The sequence below is a fragment of the Paenibacillus melissococcoides genome, assembly GCA_944800085.1.
GTDB lineage: Bacteria > Bacillota > Bacilli > Paenibacillales > Paenibacillaceae > Paenibacillus_B > Paenibacillus_B melissococcoides.
In genome coordinates this window covers 62,253-77,601 of record CALYLO010000007.1, presented here as the reverse complement: position 1 = coordinate 77,601, position 15,349 = coordinate 62,253, and the positions used below count along the sequence as shown (strand labels likewise).

The 15,349-nt window shown below is 52.5% G+C and carries 23 protein-coding genes and 1 pseudogene; 21 read left to right on the top strand and 3 right to left on the bottom strand.

The genetic code is table 11. The features are described 5' to 3' along the window. The 16 genes and pseudogenes from OCY70_RS23230 to OCY70_RS23155 form a co-directional block, all read left to right on the top strand. Window positions 1-480 (top strand): hypothetical protein, encoded by a 480-nt coding sequence (locus OCY70_RS23230; protein WP_213431544.1) that lies wholly within the window; start codon window positions 1-3, stop codon window positions 478-480. Beyond that, entirely contained in the window at window positions 477-869 is a 393-nt protein-coding gene (locus OCY70_RS23225) for a phage tail protein (protein ID WP_261944616.1), read from the top strand. Before OCY70_RS23230 ends, OCY70_RS23225 begins: the two co-directional genes overlap by 4 nt. Next, complete coding sequence (locus tag OCY70_RS23220; protein WP_261944617.1) at window positions 866-1,171, top strand: GPW/gp25 family protein; 306 nt, start codon at window positions 866-868, stop codon at window positions 1,169-1,171. The genes OCY70_RS23225 and OCY70_RS23220 overlap by 4 nt, the downstream gene beginning before the upstream one ends. Continuing rightward, window positions 1,158-2,276 carry a baseplate assembly protein gene (locus OCY70_RS23215; protein WP_261944618.1) on the top strand — a complete coding sequence of 373 codons (1,119 nt, stop codon included), beginning with the start codon at window positions 1,158-1,160 and terminating at the stop codon, window positions 2,274-2,276. The genes OCY70_RS23220 and OCY70_RS23215 overlap by 14 nt, the downstream gene beginning before the upstream one ends. Continuing rightward, on the top strand, window positions 2,269-2,832 hold the full coding sequence (locus OCY70_RS23210) for a phage tail protein I (protein WP_213431570.1): 564 nt from the start codon (window positions 2,269-2,271) through the stop codon (window positions 2,830-2,832). The genes OCY70_RS23215 and OCY70_RS23210 overlap by 8 nt, the downstream gene beginning before the upstream one ends. A gap of 1 nt (window position 2,833) precedes the next feature. Further along, window positions 2,834-4,420, top strand: coding sequence for a phage tail-collar fiber domain-containing protein (locus OCY70_RS23205; protein WP_261944619.1), 1,587 nt, complete (start codon window positions 2,834-2,836; stop codon window positions 4,418-4,420). Window positions 4,421-4,430: 10 nt separating this feature from the next. Continuing rightward, a complete protein-coding gene (locus tag OCY70_RS23200) occupies window positions 4,431-4,772 on the top strand; it encodes a hypothetical protein (RefSeq protein ID WP_261944620.1) in 342 nt (113 codons plus the stop codon). Continuing rightward, the gene (locus OCY70_RS23195) at window positions 4,772-4,909 is read left to right on the top strand and encodes a hypothetical protein (RefSeq protein WP_213431597.1); all 138 of its coding nucleotides are present in this window, start codon (window positions 4,772-4,774) and stop codon (window positions 4,907-4,909) included. The genes OCY70_RS23200 and OCY70_RS23195 overlap by 1 nt, the downstream gene beginning before the upstream one ends. Window positions 4,910-5,043: 134 nt before the next feature. Continuing rightward, the gene (locus tag OCY70_RS23190) at window positions 5,044-5,448 is read left to right on the top strand and encodes a phage holin family protein (RefSeq protein ID WP_261944653.1); all 405 of its coding nucleotides are present in this window, start codon (window positions 5,044-5,046) and stop codon (window positions 5,446-5,448) included. Further along, complete coding sequence (locus tag OCY70_RS23185) at window positions 5,432-6,088, top strand: N-acetylmuramoyl-L-alanine amidase (RefSeq protein WP_261944621.1); 657 nt, start codon at window positions 5,432-5,434, stop codon at window positions 6,086-6,088. Before OCY70_RS23190 ends, OCY70_RS23185 begins: the two co-directional genes overlap by 17 nt. A gap of 433 nt (window positions 6,089-6,521) precedes the next feature. After that, window positions 6,522-7,190 carry a hypothetical protein gene (locus OCY70_RS23180; protein ID WP_213428314.1) on the top strand — a complete coding sequence of 223 codons (669 nt, stop codon included), beginning with the start codon at window positions 6,522-6,524 and terminating at the stop codon, window positions 7,188-7,190. After that, window positions 7,190-7,633 carry an accessory gene regulator ArgB-like protein gene (locus OCY70_RS23175; protein ID WP_249725096.1) on the top strand — a complete coding sequence of 148 codons (444 nt, stop codon included), beginning with the start codon at window positions 7,190-7,192 and terminating at the stop codon, window positions 7,631-7,633. The genes OCY70_RS23180 and OCY70_RS23175 overlap by 1 nt, the downstream gene beginning before the upstream one ends. A gap of 76 nt (window positions 7,634-7,709) precedes the next feature. Beyond that, entirely contained in the window at window positions 7,710-7,835 is a 126-nt protein-coding gene (locus OCY70_RS23170; RefSeq protein WP_261944622.1) for a hypothetical protein, read from the top strand. Window positions 7,836-7,847: 12 nt separating this feature from the next. Beyond that, complete coding sequence (locus tag OCY70_RS23165) at window positions 7,848-8,216, top strand: dipeptidyl aminopeptidase (protein ID WP_213428315.1); 369 nt, start codon at window positions 7,848-7,850, stop codon at window positions 8,214-8,216. A gap of 199 nt (window positions 8,217-8,415) precedes the next feature. Then, entirely contained in the window at window positions 8,416-8,757 is a 342-nt protein-coding gene (locus OCY70_RS23160) for a hypothetical protein (protein WP_213428316.1), read from the top strand. Continuing rightward, a pseudogene (locus OCY70_RS23155) lies at window positions 8,742-9,029 on the top strand (sigma-70 family RNA polymerase sigma factor); the annotation flags it as partial. The gene OCY70_RS23160 and the pseudogene OCY70_RS23155, both read left to right, overlap by 16 nt. A gap of 118 nt (window positions 9,030-9,147) precedes the next feature. Here OCY70_RS23155 and OCY70_RS23150 read toward each other — a convergent pair. Together OCY70_RS23150 and OCY70_RS23145 are read right to left on the bottom strand one after the other, a co-directional pair. Then, complete coding sequence (locus OCY70_RS23150) at window positions 9,148-9,297, bottom strand: DUF2188 domain-containing protein (protein ID WP_249725099.1); 150 nt, start codon at window positions 9,295-9,297, stop codon at window positions 9,148-9,150. Next, window positions 9,294-9,533, bottom strand: coding sequence for a hypothetical protein (locus tag OCY70_RS23145; RefSeq protein ID WP_306433932.1), 240 nt, complete (start codon window positions 9,531-9,533; stop codon window positions 9,294-9,296). The genes OCY70_RS23150 and OCY70_RS23145 overlap by 4 nt, the downstream gene beginning before the upstream one ends. Before the next feature lie 102 nt (window positions 9,534-9,635). Between OCY70_RS23145 and OCY70_RS23140 the strand changes: the two genes are divergently transcribed. Continuing rightward, on the top strand, window positions 9,636-10,298 hold the full coding sequence (locus OCY70_RS23140; RefSeq protein ID WP_249725103.1) for a carbohydrate-binding family 9-like protein: 663 nt from the start codon (window positions 9,636-9,638) through the stop codon (window positions 10,296-10,298). 147 nt (window positions 10,299-10,445) lie between these two features. Here the strand turns inward: OCY70_RS23140 and OCY70_RS23135 are convergent, their stop codons facing one another. Beyond that, window positions 10,446-11,582, bottom strand: a complete 1,137-nt coding sequence (locus tag OCY70_RS23135) for a hypothetical protein (protein ID WP_213428317.1) — start codon at window positions 11,580-11,582, stop codon at window positions 10,446-10,448. Window positions 11,583-11,923: 341 nt separating this feature from the next. On the opposite strand from OCY70_RS23135, the gene spoVAC reads away from it, so the two are divergent. The 4 genes from spoVAC (at window position 11,924) to OCY70_RS23115 (ending at window position 15,349) form a co-directional block, all read left to right on the top strand. After that, complete coding sequence (spoVAC, locus tag OCY70_RS23130) at window positions 11,924-12,427, top strand: stage V sporulation protein AC (protein ID WP_213428318.1); 504 nt, start codon at window positions 11,924-11,926, stop codon at window positions 12,425-12,427. Between the two features lie 36 nt (window positions 12,428-12,463). Next, window positions 12,464-13,489, top strand: a complete 1,026-nt coding sequence (gene spoVAD / locus OCY70_RS23125) for a stage V sporulation protein AD (RefSeq protein WP_213428319.1) — start codon at window positions 12,464-12,466, stop codon at window positions 13,487-13,489. Further along, window positions 13,486-13,836 carry a stage V sporulation protein AE gene (spoVAE, locus tag OCY70_RS23120; protein WP_197255105.1) on the top strand — a complete coding sequence of 117 codons (351 nt, stop codon included), beginning with the start codon at window positions 13,486-13,488 and terminating at the stop codon, window positions 13,834-13,836. The genes spoVAD and spoVAE overlap by 4 nt, the downstream gene beginning before the upstream one ends. Window positions 13,837-14,392: 556 nt before the next feature. Next, the gene (locus OCY70_RS23115) at window positions 14,393-15,349 is read left to right on the top strand and encodes an AAA family ATPase (RefSeq protein ID WP_249725105.1); all 957 of its coding nucleotides are present in this window, start codon (window positions 14,393-14,395) and stop codon (window positions 15,347-15,349) included.

The following is a 15,349-nucleotide window of genomic DNA, read 5'->3' as shown; positions in this document are numbered from 1 at the left end:
ATGAACCAACGAACAGTCAAAATCGGAACAGTTACGGCGGTATCGCCGGAAGTAGGCGCGGTACGCGTGTCCTTTTTCGATGAGGATTCCGCTGTGTCCGCCTTGCTTCCCGTCATCATGCCGCCAGGTGTCACGCAGTTGCCGAAATTAAAGGATACCGTCGTCTGTGTGTTTCTATCGGCAGCCACGAACGACGGTTTTTGTCTTGGGGGCTGCTATTACATCCAGGGGGAGCAACTGCCGTCTGCAGCCCCGGCCGCCGTCCATGTTGCCAAGGTGAGCGGTACGGCTGCCAGCGCCCCATATCCGGACGGCTGGAAGGCGGAAGATACATTTATCCTCGGGTTGCGCGGCGTGGTCAAGGGGCAGCCGCAGGAGCTGACCGGCTACAAAGCTGTCTACTCCAGCAGCGGCATCGACATCGAGGCTCCGCCGGATAGTACGCTTGCGGCCGTGATGCTAGGGAGGGCTGTCACATGATCGGTAGCCTAGGACCTATCAATTTCTTAGTAACAGCTCACAAAATCCGTACCTTTGATAACTTCAGCCGCTCGGGCGAATACCGCTTTGCAGAAATTGAGGTATTGGGGAAAAGCCCGGTCCTGCAGCCGATTGGCCCAGGACTCGATGAGGCGCGTCTAACAATACGGCTTGACTACCTTTTCGGCATCAACGTCCGGAACGAAGTCAGCCAGCTCACGAAGCTACATCGTGCCGGCAAGCCGCATGCTCTGACGATAGGCGGTTCACCTATCGGTCGTTACCGTTGGGTCATTACTCACTTGGAGCAGTCTTGGGAGCGCATCGATGCGCAGGGCCGGCTACTTACAGCGGACATAGATATCCAATTAAAGGAGTATTTGAAATGAAGGTGAACTTTCATCCGGCCACGCGGGCCGAAGAAATCGAACAGAATGTCCGGTGCATCGTTGACACCGTGGCCGTCACCGTGCCGCTTGACCGGGCTTTCGGTCTCGACGTCCCGCAGGACGTGCCGGCTCCATTTCTTGAGTCTCAACTTACGATGCGGGTAATTGAGGCGGTCCAGGAGTATGAACCGCGCGTGGAGGTTACCGGCGTCACGGTAGAGCCTGGGGAGGGTGGGAAAGTATACCCTCGTGTGGCTTACAACTTGATTGAGGAGGAGGCGGAGGACGTTGGCGCTGATTGATCTTCCTGACATACAGTTTGTAGACATTGACGTAAACAAGACCGTCCAAAATATGATTACGAGTTATGAGGCGTTATCTGGTCGCAAGCTGTATCCAGCGGACCCGGTTCGCCTCTTTTTATTGTCCATTGCTCAGCTCATCGTACAGCAGCGCGTGGTGATAAATCATACGGCCAAGCAAAACCTGCTCCGCTATGCAACTGGTGACTATCTGGACCACCTCGGCGCGATGGTCGAGACGGAGCGGCTGCAGGCGGAGCCCGCGAAGACAACGGTACGATTCCACCTGTCTGCACCGCGGCCGGAAGCGGTGCTCATCCCGGCGGGCATCCGGGTGAGTCCAGGCGGAGAGCTGTTCTTTGCGACCGTCACAGTCGGTGAGGTCAAGCCGGGCGCGTTGCATGTCGATGTGCCGTGCGAATGTCTGGCGCCGGGACTGACGGGCAACGGCTTTATCCCCGGCCAGATCAATACGCTGGTGGATCCGCTGCCGTGGGTTGACCGGGTGGAAAACCTGACGGAGAGCAGCGGCGGAACAGACCGGGAAGACGATGACCGATACCGAGAGCGGATCTATACGTCGCCGGAACGCTTTTCCGTCGCGGGGCCAACCGGCGCATACGAGTATTGGGCGAAATCCGCGAACAAGGATATCATGGATGTCCTGGTATGGTCCCCTGCTCCTGTCGAGGTGGAGATCCGGGTGTTGATGCAGGGCGGGGAGCTACCAACCCAGGACGTGCTCGATGCCGTTTACGACATCTGCAACGACAAACGAGTTAGGCCCTTGACCGACAAAGTCAGCGTCTTAGCCCCGGATGTCGTCAGCTACGACATCGATCTTACGTACTGGATCGACAGCCGCAACGCGACGGACGCCGCGAACATTCAGGCCCGCATACAGCAGGCCGTTGAATCGTATATCCACTGGCAAAAAGCCCGTATTGGTCGCGATATCATTCCGTCAGATTTGATTCGCAGGGTCATGAATGCTGGCGCTCGCCGTGTAGACGTGCGTTCCCCGGTCCATTCCGTCGCCGGAAAGACGCAGGTTGCCATTGCCTCCGCGCCGAAGGTGACGTATGGAGGGCTGGAAGATGATTGATATCGGACAGATCCGGTTGGTTGACCTCATCCCCCCGAATCTCCGGGAGGATGAGAATGTGAGGGCTGCGGCCGAGGCGATCGACACCGAGCTGCGAGCAGTGACAGAGCTCATGCCCTCCGTTGCGATACTCCATCACATCGACACGCTGGATGAGCAGTGGGTAGACGAGCTTGCATGGCAGTTTCACGTGGATTTCTATGACCCGTCGCTGCCTATCGAGCAAAAGCGCGAGCTAGTCAAAAACTCGCTTGCCTGGCACCGGCGGAAGGGCACACCGTCGGCGGTAGAGGAACTGGTGAGGACTATCTTTCACAGTGGCGATGTGGTGGAGTGGTGGGAATACGGCGGTGAGCCCGGATACTTCCGGGTTATCGTAACTGATCCATCCGCAACCCATGAGCGCGCCAAGGAGTTTCTGGCCGCTGTAAACTCCGTCAAAAACACACGCTCATGGCTGGAACGAATCGAGATCATCACGGCCGAGGATCTGAATTTGTATTTTGGAAACGCCCTGCACATGGGTGAATATCTGACAATAGAACAGGTGGTGTAACATGGGGGCATTTGGTGGAATGATTATCACGAATAAAGGACGTGCCCTGCAAGCAAAAGCGCAAACGGGAATCGAGTTGAAATATACTCGTATCAAAGTGGGGGACGGAAAATTAGGAGGGCAGTCGATCCCGACCCTCAACAATCTAATCAGCGCGAAAAAGTCCCTTGATATCAAAAAGCTCGAAGTGCGCCCGGACGGTAAGGCGGTTGTCGGGACTATGCTTTCCAACGCGGGATTGCAATCAGGGTTTTACTTTAGGGAAATTGGCGTGTTCGCGCAGGATCCCGACGTTGGGGAAATTATGTTTTGCTACGCCAATGCCGGAGATAATGCGGAGTACATCCCGCCCGAAGGTGGACCGGACGTCATAGAAAAATACATTGATGCGGTTACGATCATACAGAACGCCCAGAATGTCAGTGCGGTAATTGATGGCTCCTTAGTATACGCAACCAATAAGGAGATGGAGGAAAAGGTAGCGAAAGCCTTGAATGAGGCGAAAGCATACACCGATCAGAAAGTGGATGATATTGACCTATCTAATATCACGCCCGAATCTATCGGAGCCGCCAAGCAGGCAGACCTGGACGCACACGCGACTGACGCGGTGAAGCATATTACGGCGGCGGAGCGGACGTCATGGAATGCAAAGGAAACTACTGATGGAGCCCAGGAAAAAGCAAACCAAGCCGAGACAAACGCCAAAAATGCCAGCCTGCCGCGCTCAGGCGGCACAATCACGGGCGGGTTAGTCGTAAACGGTGCGCTGACAGTCCAATCGCGCAACGTCCTTGAGGAGATCGATAATGTAAAGTCATCTGTCGTTGACGGTAAGGGGAAGGTCGCGGGGGCCATCAACGACAAAGGCGGCGGGCCAGCCTCCGCGAATAGCACTTTTGACCAACTGGCTGCTGCAATCACGGGTATGCAGGAGGCAAGGGGCAACCTCGCGCTAACAAGCGCGTTTTTTGATATGCTCAACAGTTATACCGGCATTAGCGTGATGTTTATCAATAAGGATAATAATATCGTACTAATCCGACAAACATCATCAGGTGATCCACCAAGGTTTCAGTCAGAACTACATGAGGTGTCGCCAAACGGAACTGTTGTGAGGGCAGTACATCTGGGCGCTCCACAAGCGCTCCCGCCGAGGAGTTTTGCGGTAGGTGATGATGTTGTGCTTGTTACGACGGAAGACCTTGCAGGCAATGGGTTCTATGAGGTATATGACCATGCAGGTACACTTATATCAAAAAGCCAGGTATCTTACTTGGATGTTCTTAGAACACATGCAATTACTCGGGATGGTTCCATATTCATTGCTCAAAGTGGAAACCCTGTTAGGGTTGTAAACCAATCGGGCACAGCCTATTTTTCAATGCCAGACGGCAGTGGTAATGCCTACGAATTTGTTTTCCTTAGCAAGACAAAATTATATGTGGCGCGACAAGACTCACCGACTTCACGCAAACACACACTTATCACACGGGATGGTTTATCCTTCAGCTACGAAATGGCAGCGAGGGGGACAGGAATTACGGGAATTGTTAACTTTCTTGGAGCACACGCATACAGAGATTAGGAGGGCTAACATGATTGGAGTAAAGATTATAAACGCCATTGGAGAGCGCGGGGGAAATTATGACTACAAAGGATTAGATTTCGAAAAATTTGTCCCGGGCACCCAAGTATACCCTACAGGAACAAGGGATTTTTACGTCATCACGGAGCAGGAGGATATCCCGGAACACGAGGATATTTTGCTCATCACAACTGAAGAATATGAGGCAGTTTATGAAGCTGAACGGGTTAAGCAGAGTGAACCCGGACCCATTGAGAGATTGCAAACTGAAAACGAAGAATTACGCAAACAGATCGACGCAATGCAACTAGCCCTCATGGGTATGATGGATACGCCGGGAGGTAATGCATAATGAAGAGCCTATTTTTCGCATTTCTTATGGACTGCTGGCGCAAGGGATTTGCTGATGAAGATAAGCTTCAGTCGTATGTTCCTAAGTACATTTCGGCTGAAGAGTGTCGGGAAATCATCGAAGAAACGGAGAAATAAGCGCCTGCCCTATGGTATGGCGCTATATTTATGCCCTCGGGATACCCGGGGGCTATTTTAATTGAGGGGGAAATGACGTGGAAAAATTAATATTGGCGTTGAGTCAGATCGTAGGAGACTACGCGCCTAAGCAGCTGGCAGCCGGTGGAGCGGCCAGCTTATTTGGCGTTGTTATTGCGCACGCGTTCGGCGGCTGGCCGTCTTTACTTACGGTATTGCTGATTGTAGTGGCGATTGATTATGTCACGGGCGTAATGGCGGCTGGAGCCGAAGGTAAGCTGAAAAGTAGCATCGGCCTTATCGGCATCGCGCGAAAGGTGTTCATTTTTTTGGTGGTGGCCGTGGGGCACCAGGTGGACAGCGTGCTAGGGGATCAACACATGTTGAGAGATGCAACGATTTTTTTCTATTTGGCCAATGAACTGCTGTCGATCATTGAGAACGGCGGACGCCTTGGCGTGCCACTCCCGCCCGGTATTAAGCAGGCGGTCGAAGTGCTGAAGGGCAAAGGGGGAGTTAACGATGACCATCGAAATTAAGCAGCGGTTGCTTCCCGACGGCCGGCCGAACAAGCCGAGCCGGTCGATGAAGCCGCAGTATATCACGATCCACAATACGGATAATAGCGCCCCTGGAGCTACGGCTGAGTCGCATAGCCGTTATATCCTCAACGGCAGCGGTGGCCGGGAGGCATCTTGGCATTATACGGTTGATGACAAAGAGATTTACCAGCATTTGCGTGACGATGAGCAGGGCTGGCATGCGGGAACCAACGCCGGCAATACGACCTCAATCGGGATCGAGGTCTGTATGTACCAGGGCATGGATGAGCCCAAGGCGTGGCAGCGGGCGGCGGAGCTGATTGCGCTGTTGTGCAAGCGGCACGGCATACCGGTCAGCCGTGTTGTACCGCATAAGCACTGGAGCGGTAAGGCTTGTCCGAGCCGGATTCTGCCGCGGTGGTCGGAGTTTGTGAAAATGATTGAGAAGGAGCTGGGGGCATTGGAGAAACCGAAGCAGCCGGACTATGCCGGCCATTGGGCGGAGGCGTCGATCCGTAGGGTCATGGACGCCGGCATTATGAATGGTCGGGGGAATGGATTCGCGCCGAATGAACCGATTACGCGGGCTGAAATGGCCGTTGTAGCCGATCGGCTCTTGAAGCAGATGGGGAAATAAGCACTGGTGAAAAGGATCTCTGCTGGCATTGTGCTGGTGGGGCTCCTTTTTTCTGCGGATCAAAGATATATTGTATCATTACTATTGTGTACTTTAGGTTTTAGTTGGGTCAATCATTCAGTTTAACGCATAAATTAGGAGTACCAAGAAGAGATAATTCCAGCAACCGGGGCGGAGGCGGGCGACTTCTCCCCTCAACGGAAACCTCAGAGGGACCACCCTGTTTCTTCTTGGTAAGGATTGCTCTGATTGACGCTCAGGCCCTCCATACTCTTTTTCTACCCCGCTGAAGGTGATCGGCGGGGTATTTATTTTTTGTTCGAGCGTAGAACAAGAGCCCCGGGAGTAGTCCCGAGGCTTTTTAATTTCTTTTGGTCAATCTGATAGTATAATGTTGTCTTAGGAATATCCTAAATCAAATCGAGGTGGTAATTTGGGCTCAACAGCGACTTATATATCCCTTGGAATACTGGATGCATTTGCGGTATTTGTTCTTATACTCAAACTCTATAGGCTTCCAGTCAAGGAGTATATATTAGAATTAGGCACCATGTCAGTCTTTATTGCTCTTGTATCATTCGTTTTAAGGATCATCCTAAATGTTCCAACCATGGATTTATCCATGCAAGTATTGCTCTTTACTCTCTTTATGAGGTTCGTTATGCGGATCAAGCTATTTTATGGCGCGATAATAACCGGGGCTGGACTTGGAGGATATTTGATTCTCCAAGTTGGGATTTATGGTATCTTATTAGGCATTGGTTTTCTGAATGAGCATATTGTTTTACAAAACACAGGGATTGAGGTTAATTTTGTTCAGGCGTTATCAATCACTCTTGCGTTCACTATTGGATATGTTCTAAAAAAATTCAATCTAGGATTTTCATTTATAATCCGCCCGCCACACGACTTTAGTGTGAAGGAGGATTATACAACATCCCGGAACAAAGCATTATTATTCTGGTCTGTTACGACATTATTGGTTCTATCTATTTCACTTCCTGCATTGTTAAATATGAAGATAGTATATGTTGCTCCGTTGTTGCTGATTTCATTCACGGCATTGTATTTTCAGTCGCTTAGAAGGGATATTGAAGATTAATGATAGAAGGATTAGCGAATAAGCTTGCCCTCAGAATTAAAGAAGCAGATCCAGAGGGGGAAACGAGCGTCGGAGTTATGGAGTATGCGCTTGGAGTGATCTTTAATTTTATTTTTACCGTGTTAATTAGCTGTTTGATTGGTTGGATTACGGGGAAATTAATAGATACAATGATCGCAGTTGTCGGCTTCGGGGTACTTCGATATTTTTCAGGCGGAGTACACATGAAATCATTAACTGCATGCACTATTGTATCCGCAGCAATTTTCTCGATTGCGCCTCATATTGTACTTAATAGTATTTTAGTGCTAATATTTACTGGTGTTGCAACCATTATAATGATTCTATTCTCGCCGAATACATATGAGGAGACGATTGATCGGGTATTAACAAACTTCAAATTTAAGGCTACGTCTGTTTTGATTGTCGTATCTAATTTGTAATTTCAATCATCTTCGATTGCATTAATATTTCTAATCCAGGCAATACTAATACTACCGAGGAAAGGAGGGGGCGGGAATGAAGAAAATTATAGCGAGAAAACTGTCGAAAGTATTGGAGACGAGCGCGAAGATCTCCGCTCGAAATCTAAAGACATTTATCGGTTCCCCGAAGCTTCCGGCAGAACTAAAGAAATATAAGTAAGTAGGATTGATAATGAAAGAAGACATCGAAATACTCGGAGTCAGGGTTGTAGATGACCGATTAACCGGCGAGTATGATTCATTCAAAATCGGGGAAATATACTTCATAGATGTATTTCAACCAAAGAAAAATTATTTTGTTCCTCGATTTCATACGACTGTCGGGGTTTTCACCGTCTTGCTGACCCTCGAATCGTGTAAAGTTGCTTTTCCTCAATTTAAGCAGCTTGATAATGGAAACCTTGTGAATATAAAACGAATCAAGATGGTGACGGAAACAAAATACGCGATAACCGCCCATTTTGCCGACAATGCTGCAACGTGCAACGTGGCAAGAGTAAAGAAAAAACACGTAGAACACTTGATTCAAAAGAAGGCCTAGAAAGGTCTTCTTTTTTGTTTTTGAAAATATTTATTATAACTATTTGATGCGGGAATGTAAAGAAAAATCGATACTAGTATCGATTTTGAAATGCAATTCGACGGCCTTCGACAAGATATGTAGGCGAACGGTGATAGAGTGAAAACATGTCCGTTAATACATATGGATATCATTTTCTCATAGAGGGGGACTTGATGAAATGATCAATCAATACTCACAAAATGGAGAGGTTCTTATTTCTATATTCTACTACGAGATGGGACAACAATATCCAGAGATTGTGGACTGTTTATTAGAAGTGGATGAACTGCGCTTTGAAATGTTAAGAAATGAATATGCGTCGAGAAGTTTGGAAATAGATGAAGATTTTTTGAATACGTTAGATGTACTGGAATGCTTTTTAGACCAGAGAAACCACAATATAATAACCGAGTTGAAGCGTAATTTCTTGAAGAAAGACGGTCTTTTGGATTCCTTGATCACTTCCGCGTACGGCAAACACAAAACGGATAAACACCTGATGTTAACGAGATCACGCTGATCGATATTCTCGGCACGGACGGCGATGAAGTAGTCGATAAAGTGCAGCTCAAGATTGAGAAAAGCAAAATTTACCGGAATCTGGACATTCTCGATGAGCGGGAGCAGGAAGTGATTCGCGGCCGCTTCGGTCTGGATGGGGGTGGAGAGGAACGGACACAGCGGGAGATCGCCAAGGAGTTGGGCATCTCGCGCAGCTATGTCTCCCGGATAGAGAAGCGGGCGTTAATGAAGCTTTACCATGAATTTTACAAAAATAAAGGTCACTTGTAGCAGACGCATCGCGAAAAGGCCAGCCCTTTTCTGAGCCAATACGCTCCACCGTTGTCCCGTGCAACACGGCCCCAGAGCCGTGCTGCGCGGGCATTCGCGCTCGTAAGGGGTCATCGCATCATGTCGTGCGGCGGCTCTGAATGGTGCCGTCTTGCCGGTGAATGACGATATCGGCTCCATCGGACGCCTTCCGATGCTGCGCGTATTGAACGGCCTCCTGCTTCGTCGGCGCCGTCATGAGCGGATGCTCCCGCCCTTCGGCTTTCACGGCCCAATCCTCGCCGGCCGGGACGACATGAAGGACGTGCTCCTGCCCGGAATGGTCCGGGAAGTGCTCGCGATCGCAATCGCGCGCCCTTCTTCCATGCCTTCCTCCAACAAAGCGTTGGCAATCTCAATCGCCTTGGTCGGCACACCTCGGACAACAGATGCTTCATGGACGGAGGATAATTGTGCTCGTTCCAGGGCATTCGGCTTCCCTCCTTGCTGCATAGGGTTGTCCATACTTTACCCGGATGGGCCGCGCGGCAAACCGGCACCTGCTCCGGCGGGGCGAATTTGCTATAATGAACGAGCCGGAACAACGAGATGGACAGAGGAAGGAAGATGGCAATGACATCAGAGGCGAACACAGAAGCAGTATCCAGCAAGGCAACGGATAGCGCGGTGCCCAGCTACATATGCCGCCGCGTTCCAGACGGCGAACCGGATTGGAAGGAAGCGAAGGCGGCCGTCCTGGCCGATGTCGCCACCGGGGAAGCTCCGCGCTACCGCACCCAGGTTCAGGCCTGCTGGTCCGATCGGAGCTTATATCTTCGTTTCGAATGCGAGGATGAACGCATTGTCAGCCCTTATACGAAGCGGGATGAGCCCTTGTTCGAAGCGGACGTGGTGGAATGCTTCATCCGGCCGGGGGAAGACGCGGAAGCGTATTATGAATTCAATATCAGCCCGCATAATATTGTCTTCGATTCGCGAATCGTATGCGAACCGGGCAAGGACAAGCTGTTCCAGCCCGAGTGGGATGCCCGGCTGCTGCGGACGACGGTAACCTATGTCAGCGAGCCGCAGCGGCTCCTTGTCTATGAGGCGGCGATCGCGTTCGCGGATCTGGGGCGGGCGCCTCAGCCGGGAGATTGCTGGCGGATCAATTGGTTCCGGATCGACGAGGGCGAGGACGGAAAGCGGACGTTCGATGCCTGGTCGCCGACGGGGGCGGTCAATTTCCATGTGCCGGAACGGTTCGGGCACCTTATGTTCGAAGCATAGACAAGCTTGCGTATGACCCCAAGTTTCAACACCAAGCCCCTACAGGCTTTAACTATCAAAAAGGCTTCCCGCAAACGGCTGTAACAGCCCAACACGGGAAGCCTTGCTCATGAGGTCTGCCGCATGCCTGAAGCAACCGGGATGCGGCTATTTTACGCCTGGCGTAATCGCAATCTCCACACCGCCCGCCGGGTGAATGAAGCTGATCGTGAAGGTCGAGGACGCTTCATCCCAGGCGAGATCGAACGGGTATGCCCGGCCGCCGCTTTGCACGGTCGCCTGCGCCGGGGCAGTCGGCGCATAGAACCGCAGCACCGCCCGGACACCGGCCGGCCCGCGCGCCGTATAGCGCAGTGACTCCGCGTCCCCTGCATCGGCGGGGCCGTCGTCCGGCTGCGGGACAACCCGTCCGGCCGCGTCGACGAGGACCAGTTCCCGGCCGCTCTGCTGCGCCTGCTTCAGATCATACAGCAAGGCCTGCTCCCCCGGCCCGATCGTCACGCTCGGCCGCACCGATAATTGCCCGTCGAACAAATCGACGAACGGGCCTTCCAGCGTGACCGGATCGCTGCAGCATTGGCAGTAGTTGATGAGGCTGTGCGTCGCCACGTACACATGGATATGACGCCCGAGCGCATGCTTGGCGTAAGACTTGAGCGCGGAGCTGATGCGTTCCATCGCCCGGGCATACAAATGCGTCTTCAGCTTGGACGCCCGGTACTGGGCATCCGGCGACTGATGAGGGGGCATCCACGGCTCGTGATAATACAGCTCCCATTCGCGCCGGAACGAAGGGGAATACCCGGCCTCCACCCAAAATTCCGGCTCTTCCATAAAGAAGGCGTCTACGCCGGCATCCACGGCTTTTTTCAGCCGTTCCGTTATGTAATCCGCGAAAGACACCGTCGGCACCATATAAGGCACATCATCGGTCTCATGAATCAGCCGGGTCCCGTTGGCCCGGGTCTGTCCCTCGTCCCAATGCTGGCGTCCGTCGAACCTCCCGTTCAAATAAGGCTGGTATTCGCCCCATGCCGTGCCGGTCATGAGACCGACGCGATACCCTTGCGCCGACCAGCCGCATACCCGCTCCTCCATCGTGTCATCCATTCCATACACCAAGACCATGTCGGTCTGCAGATCGATCGAAGCTTCGTACGAAGCGATTTCCTGAAAGGCCGTCTTCTCGCCAGGGCGCTGCCGGTTCAGCATCGTCATCCCTTCTTCCTGATTGAAGTGGTCATCCGCCAGGCGCTGTGGCCTGCCATGCGAATCGCCCTCCATTGTACACCTCGCGGGAAGCGTTGCCAACCGGGCTTATCACAGCTCTAGCCTGAGGCCTTTCCCTAATAATCGTGTCATTTGGATGTGTGCCCCATTCAGGCCCAACTGCATACGTTAGAAGCAAGGGATAACCGGAAAGGATGATGGACTTATGGAAATGAAGCTGCAAGCGTGGGATATCATCTTGGTATTGTTCGTCCTCTTGGTCATCGTGTGCCTGCTGCTGTTCGGATTAGGGCTGTAAACTTGGTGGGTCATGGAGATGAGACATATTTTATCCACCAATGACAAATACTGAATGCATACAATTGAAAATCAGATTGGATGCAGGAGGTGTATCAGTGGCGAATTCGGCTAAATCCGGGTCCACAACTTGGACTTCTGGTGGAAAGACCATCTCGGAGCAAGAGTATAAGCAGATCGCCAAGCAGCGTGAACCTTCCCGCCCCGTATGGAAAAATTGCGTACGGGCTTTTTTAGTGGGAGGAACGATCTGCCTGATTGGACAAGCCATTGAACAAATATTAATCACGTTTTTCGATATGACGAAGAAAGAGGCGGCAAGCCCGACGGTCGTCATTCTTGTGCTGACCTCCGTCATTCTGACAAGCCTGGGCGTGTATGACAAACTCGCGCAATGGGCCGGCGCGGGCACGGCGGTTCCCGTGACCGGGTTCGCCAACTCGATGTGCTCCGCGGCGCTGGAGCACCGGAGCGAAGGCTTCGTGCTGGGGGTCGGCGGCCATATGTTCAAGCTGGCCGGCTCTGTCATCGTGTTCGGAACGGTGGCGGCCTTTTTCATTGCGCTCATCTATTTCATTTTCGGGATACAGTTCGAGCATTGATGCCGGACGTTCCCAGATGGTAAAGGAGGCAATCCGATGCGTATAGGACGCCATACATGGCGGTTCGCCAATCAACCGGTCATTATCGGCACCGCGACCGTAGTTGGCCCCGAAGAAGGAAAAGGGCCTCTGGCCGCCGACTTTGACTTTGTTCACGAAGATTTGGATTTGAGGGAGCCAAGCTGGGAAAAGGCGGAGCGCAAGCTGCTGGAACAGGCCTCCCAACTCGCCATCGTCAATGCGAACATTACGCAGGATGACCTGGATTATTTCGTCGGCGGAGACCTGATGAACCAGATTATTAGCAACTCCTTCGCCGCACGCGAGCTGGGGGTGCCATACATCGGCGTCTTCAGCGCCTGCTCCACCTCGATGGAGGCGCTGGCCCTCGGATCGCTGCTGGTCGATTCCGGCAACGCGAATATCGTCATGGCCGGCACATGCAGCCATAACTGCTCCGTAGAGAAGCAGTTCCGCTATCCGACGGAATACGGCTCCCAGAAGCCGCCTACCGCGCAATATACCGTGACCGGCGCCGGTGTGGCCATCGTCGGCAACAAAGGCCACGGACCGAAAGTGACCGCCGCGACGATCGGCAAAATTGTCGATCTGGGCATCAAAGACCCGTTCAATATGGGGGCGGCAATGGCGCCGGCGGCCGTCGATACGATTCAGACCCATTTGACCGATTTGAAGCGCAACCCCGCTTATTATGACATGATTGTGACCGGAGATTTGGCCACCGTCGGTTACGGGATCGCCAAAGATTTGTTCAAAAAACACGACATCAACATCCAGACGACGAACTATCAGGATTGCGGGCTAATGATGTACGACATGGCCAAGCAGAAGGGGGATGTGCAAGCGGGAGGAAGCGGAGCGGCTTGCTCGGCTGTCGTCACGTACGGACATATTCTGAAGCGGATGAGGGAGGGCGAACTGAAGAAGGTCATGATCGTGGCGACCGGCGCCCTCATGTCCCCGCTGTCCTACCAGCAAGGAGAGAGCATTCCTTGCATCGCTCATGCGGTAACGATCGAGATGGGAGGAGACGAATCATGATTTTTGTATGGGCATTTATCGTGGGAGGGCTGATCTGCGTCATCGGGCAGCTGCTGTTCGATGTCGCGAAGCTGACGCCGGCCCACACGATGGCGCTGCTGGTCGTTACCGGCGCGGTCGTGGACGGCTTGGGCTGGTACGAGCCGTTGATCGAATTCGCCGGCGCGGGCGTCACGGTTCCGATTACGAGCTTCGGCAACTCCCTTGTGCACGGGGCGATTACCGATTTGAAGTCGGATGGATGGATCGGCGCCGTCAGCGGCATTTTCAAGACGACAAGCGCGGGCATATCGGCGGCAATTGTCTTCTCCTTCCTGGCATCTCTCTTCGTACGGCCCAAAGGGTAAGCGCGGGTCGAGCAGACAGGGAGTGTCTTATAGGCATGGCAAAATGATGGAGATGACGAGGTAACAGAGAATGTGGATGCGGGAAAAACGGCGGCACGCAAACCGGTGAAAGATGGATGAAGCAGTGAAATGCTGCGTGGATGCAGCAATTTCTGCTCATTAAGCCGCTACTTGATTAAGTTCCTGCAAAAGTACATTATTTTCATCGATTTTTGTCTATTATTGATTGAATAGTCAGAAATTGATGCCGTTTTGCAGGATTCCCTGTAACGGAGTACACGTCATAAAGGAAAGGTGTATTTTTGCAATTTTTCGGCGAGTCGAGCTTTGAGAATCAGGGGGGGCTATCTCACTGTAGTGAAATACTACTTTTGGGATACCCCTTGTTTTATGCCATTAATTAGCTCAAAGATGAAAGGAGTTGTTGATGTACCTTCACCATAGAATGGTGTAAAATGAGGAAATGTAAGGCAACTTCGCTTAGGAACCCCATGCTGGAGAAAATATAAAATTTGGGCATATTTCCTTATATAACCGTTGTGGAGGAGGTTTTTCCTTGCATTCGCAATCATCGCTGCATTCGATTATGGAACAGATCCAATCTGCCTTGGATCAATGCATATTAGGGAAGTCATTCGAGATTGAATTAATGCTGACCGCCATGGTGGCCGGGGGCCACGTCCTTATCGAGGATGTGCCGGGAACGGGCAAGACGCAGCTGGTCAAATCGCTCGCGCGCACGATGGACGGGGCGTTCCGCCGTGTCCAATGCAACCCCGATCTGCTGCCGACGGACATTACCGGCGTTTTTATTTTCCACCCCAAAGACCAGCAATTCGTGTTCCGTCCCGGACCGGTCATGTGCAACGTGCTGCTCGTGGACGAGATTAACCGGGCGACGACGAAGACCCAATCGGCTCTGCTGGAGGCGATGGAGGAGCACCATATTACGGTGGACGGGGAGACCTTCGAGCTCCCGGTTCCGTTCATGCTCTTCGCCACTCAGAACCCCATCGAGTTCGAAGGAACGTTCCCATTGCCGGAAGCCCAGTTGGATCGCTTTATGTTCAAGATTAACCTGGGGTACCCGGATGAAGCGATGGAGCGGGCCATGCTGGCTCGCCATGTGCTTGGACAGCCGTCCGAGCAGGTTCAGCCGATTACCGACATTACCGTGATCGAAAAGATGCGGGAAGCCGCTCGCGGCATTCATATCGACGATGCCGTCGCTTCTTATATTATTGATGTGGTCCGCGCGACGAGGACTCACTCGAAAATCGTGCTGGGCGCAAGCCCGCGCGCTTCCGTGGCGCTCATGCAGGCCGTGAAGGCCCGAGCATGGATTCAGGGACGGCGCTATGTTACGCCGGATGATGTCAAGACGCTGCTTCCATTCGTCCTGGCTCATCGCCTGTTGCTCGATATGGAAGCGAAGATGGAGGGGCTGACCGCGGAGCAAGTGCTGATGGATGCGGTCCGAGGCGTGCCGGTCCCGGTCCGGATGGAGCTGTAG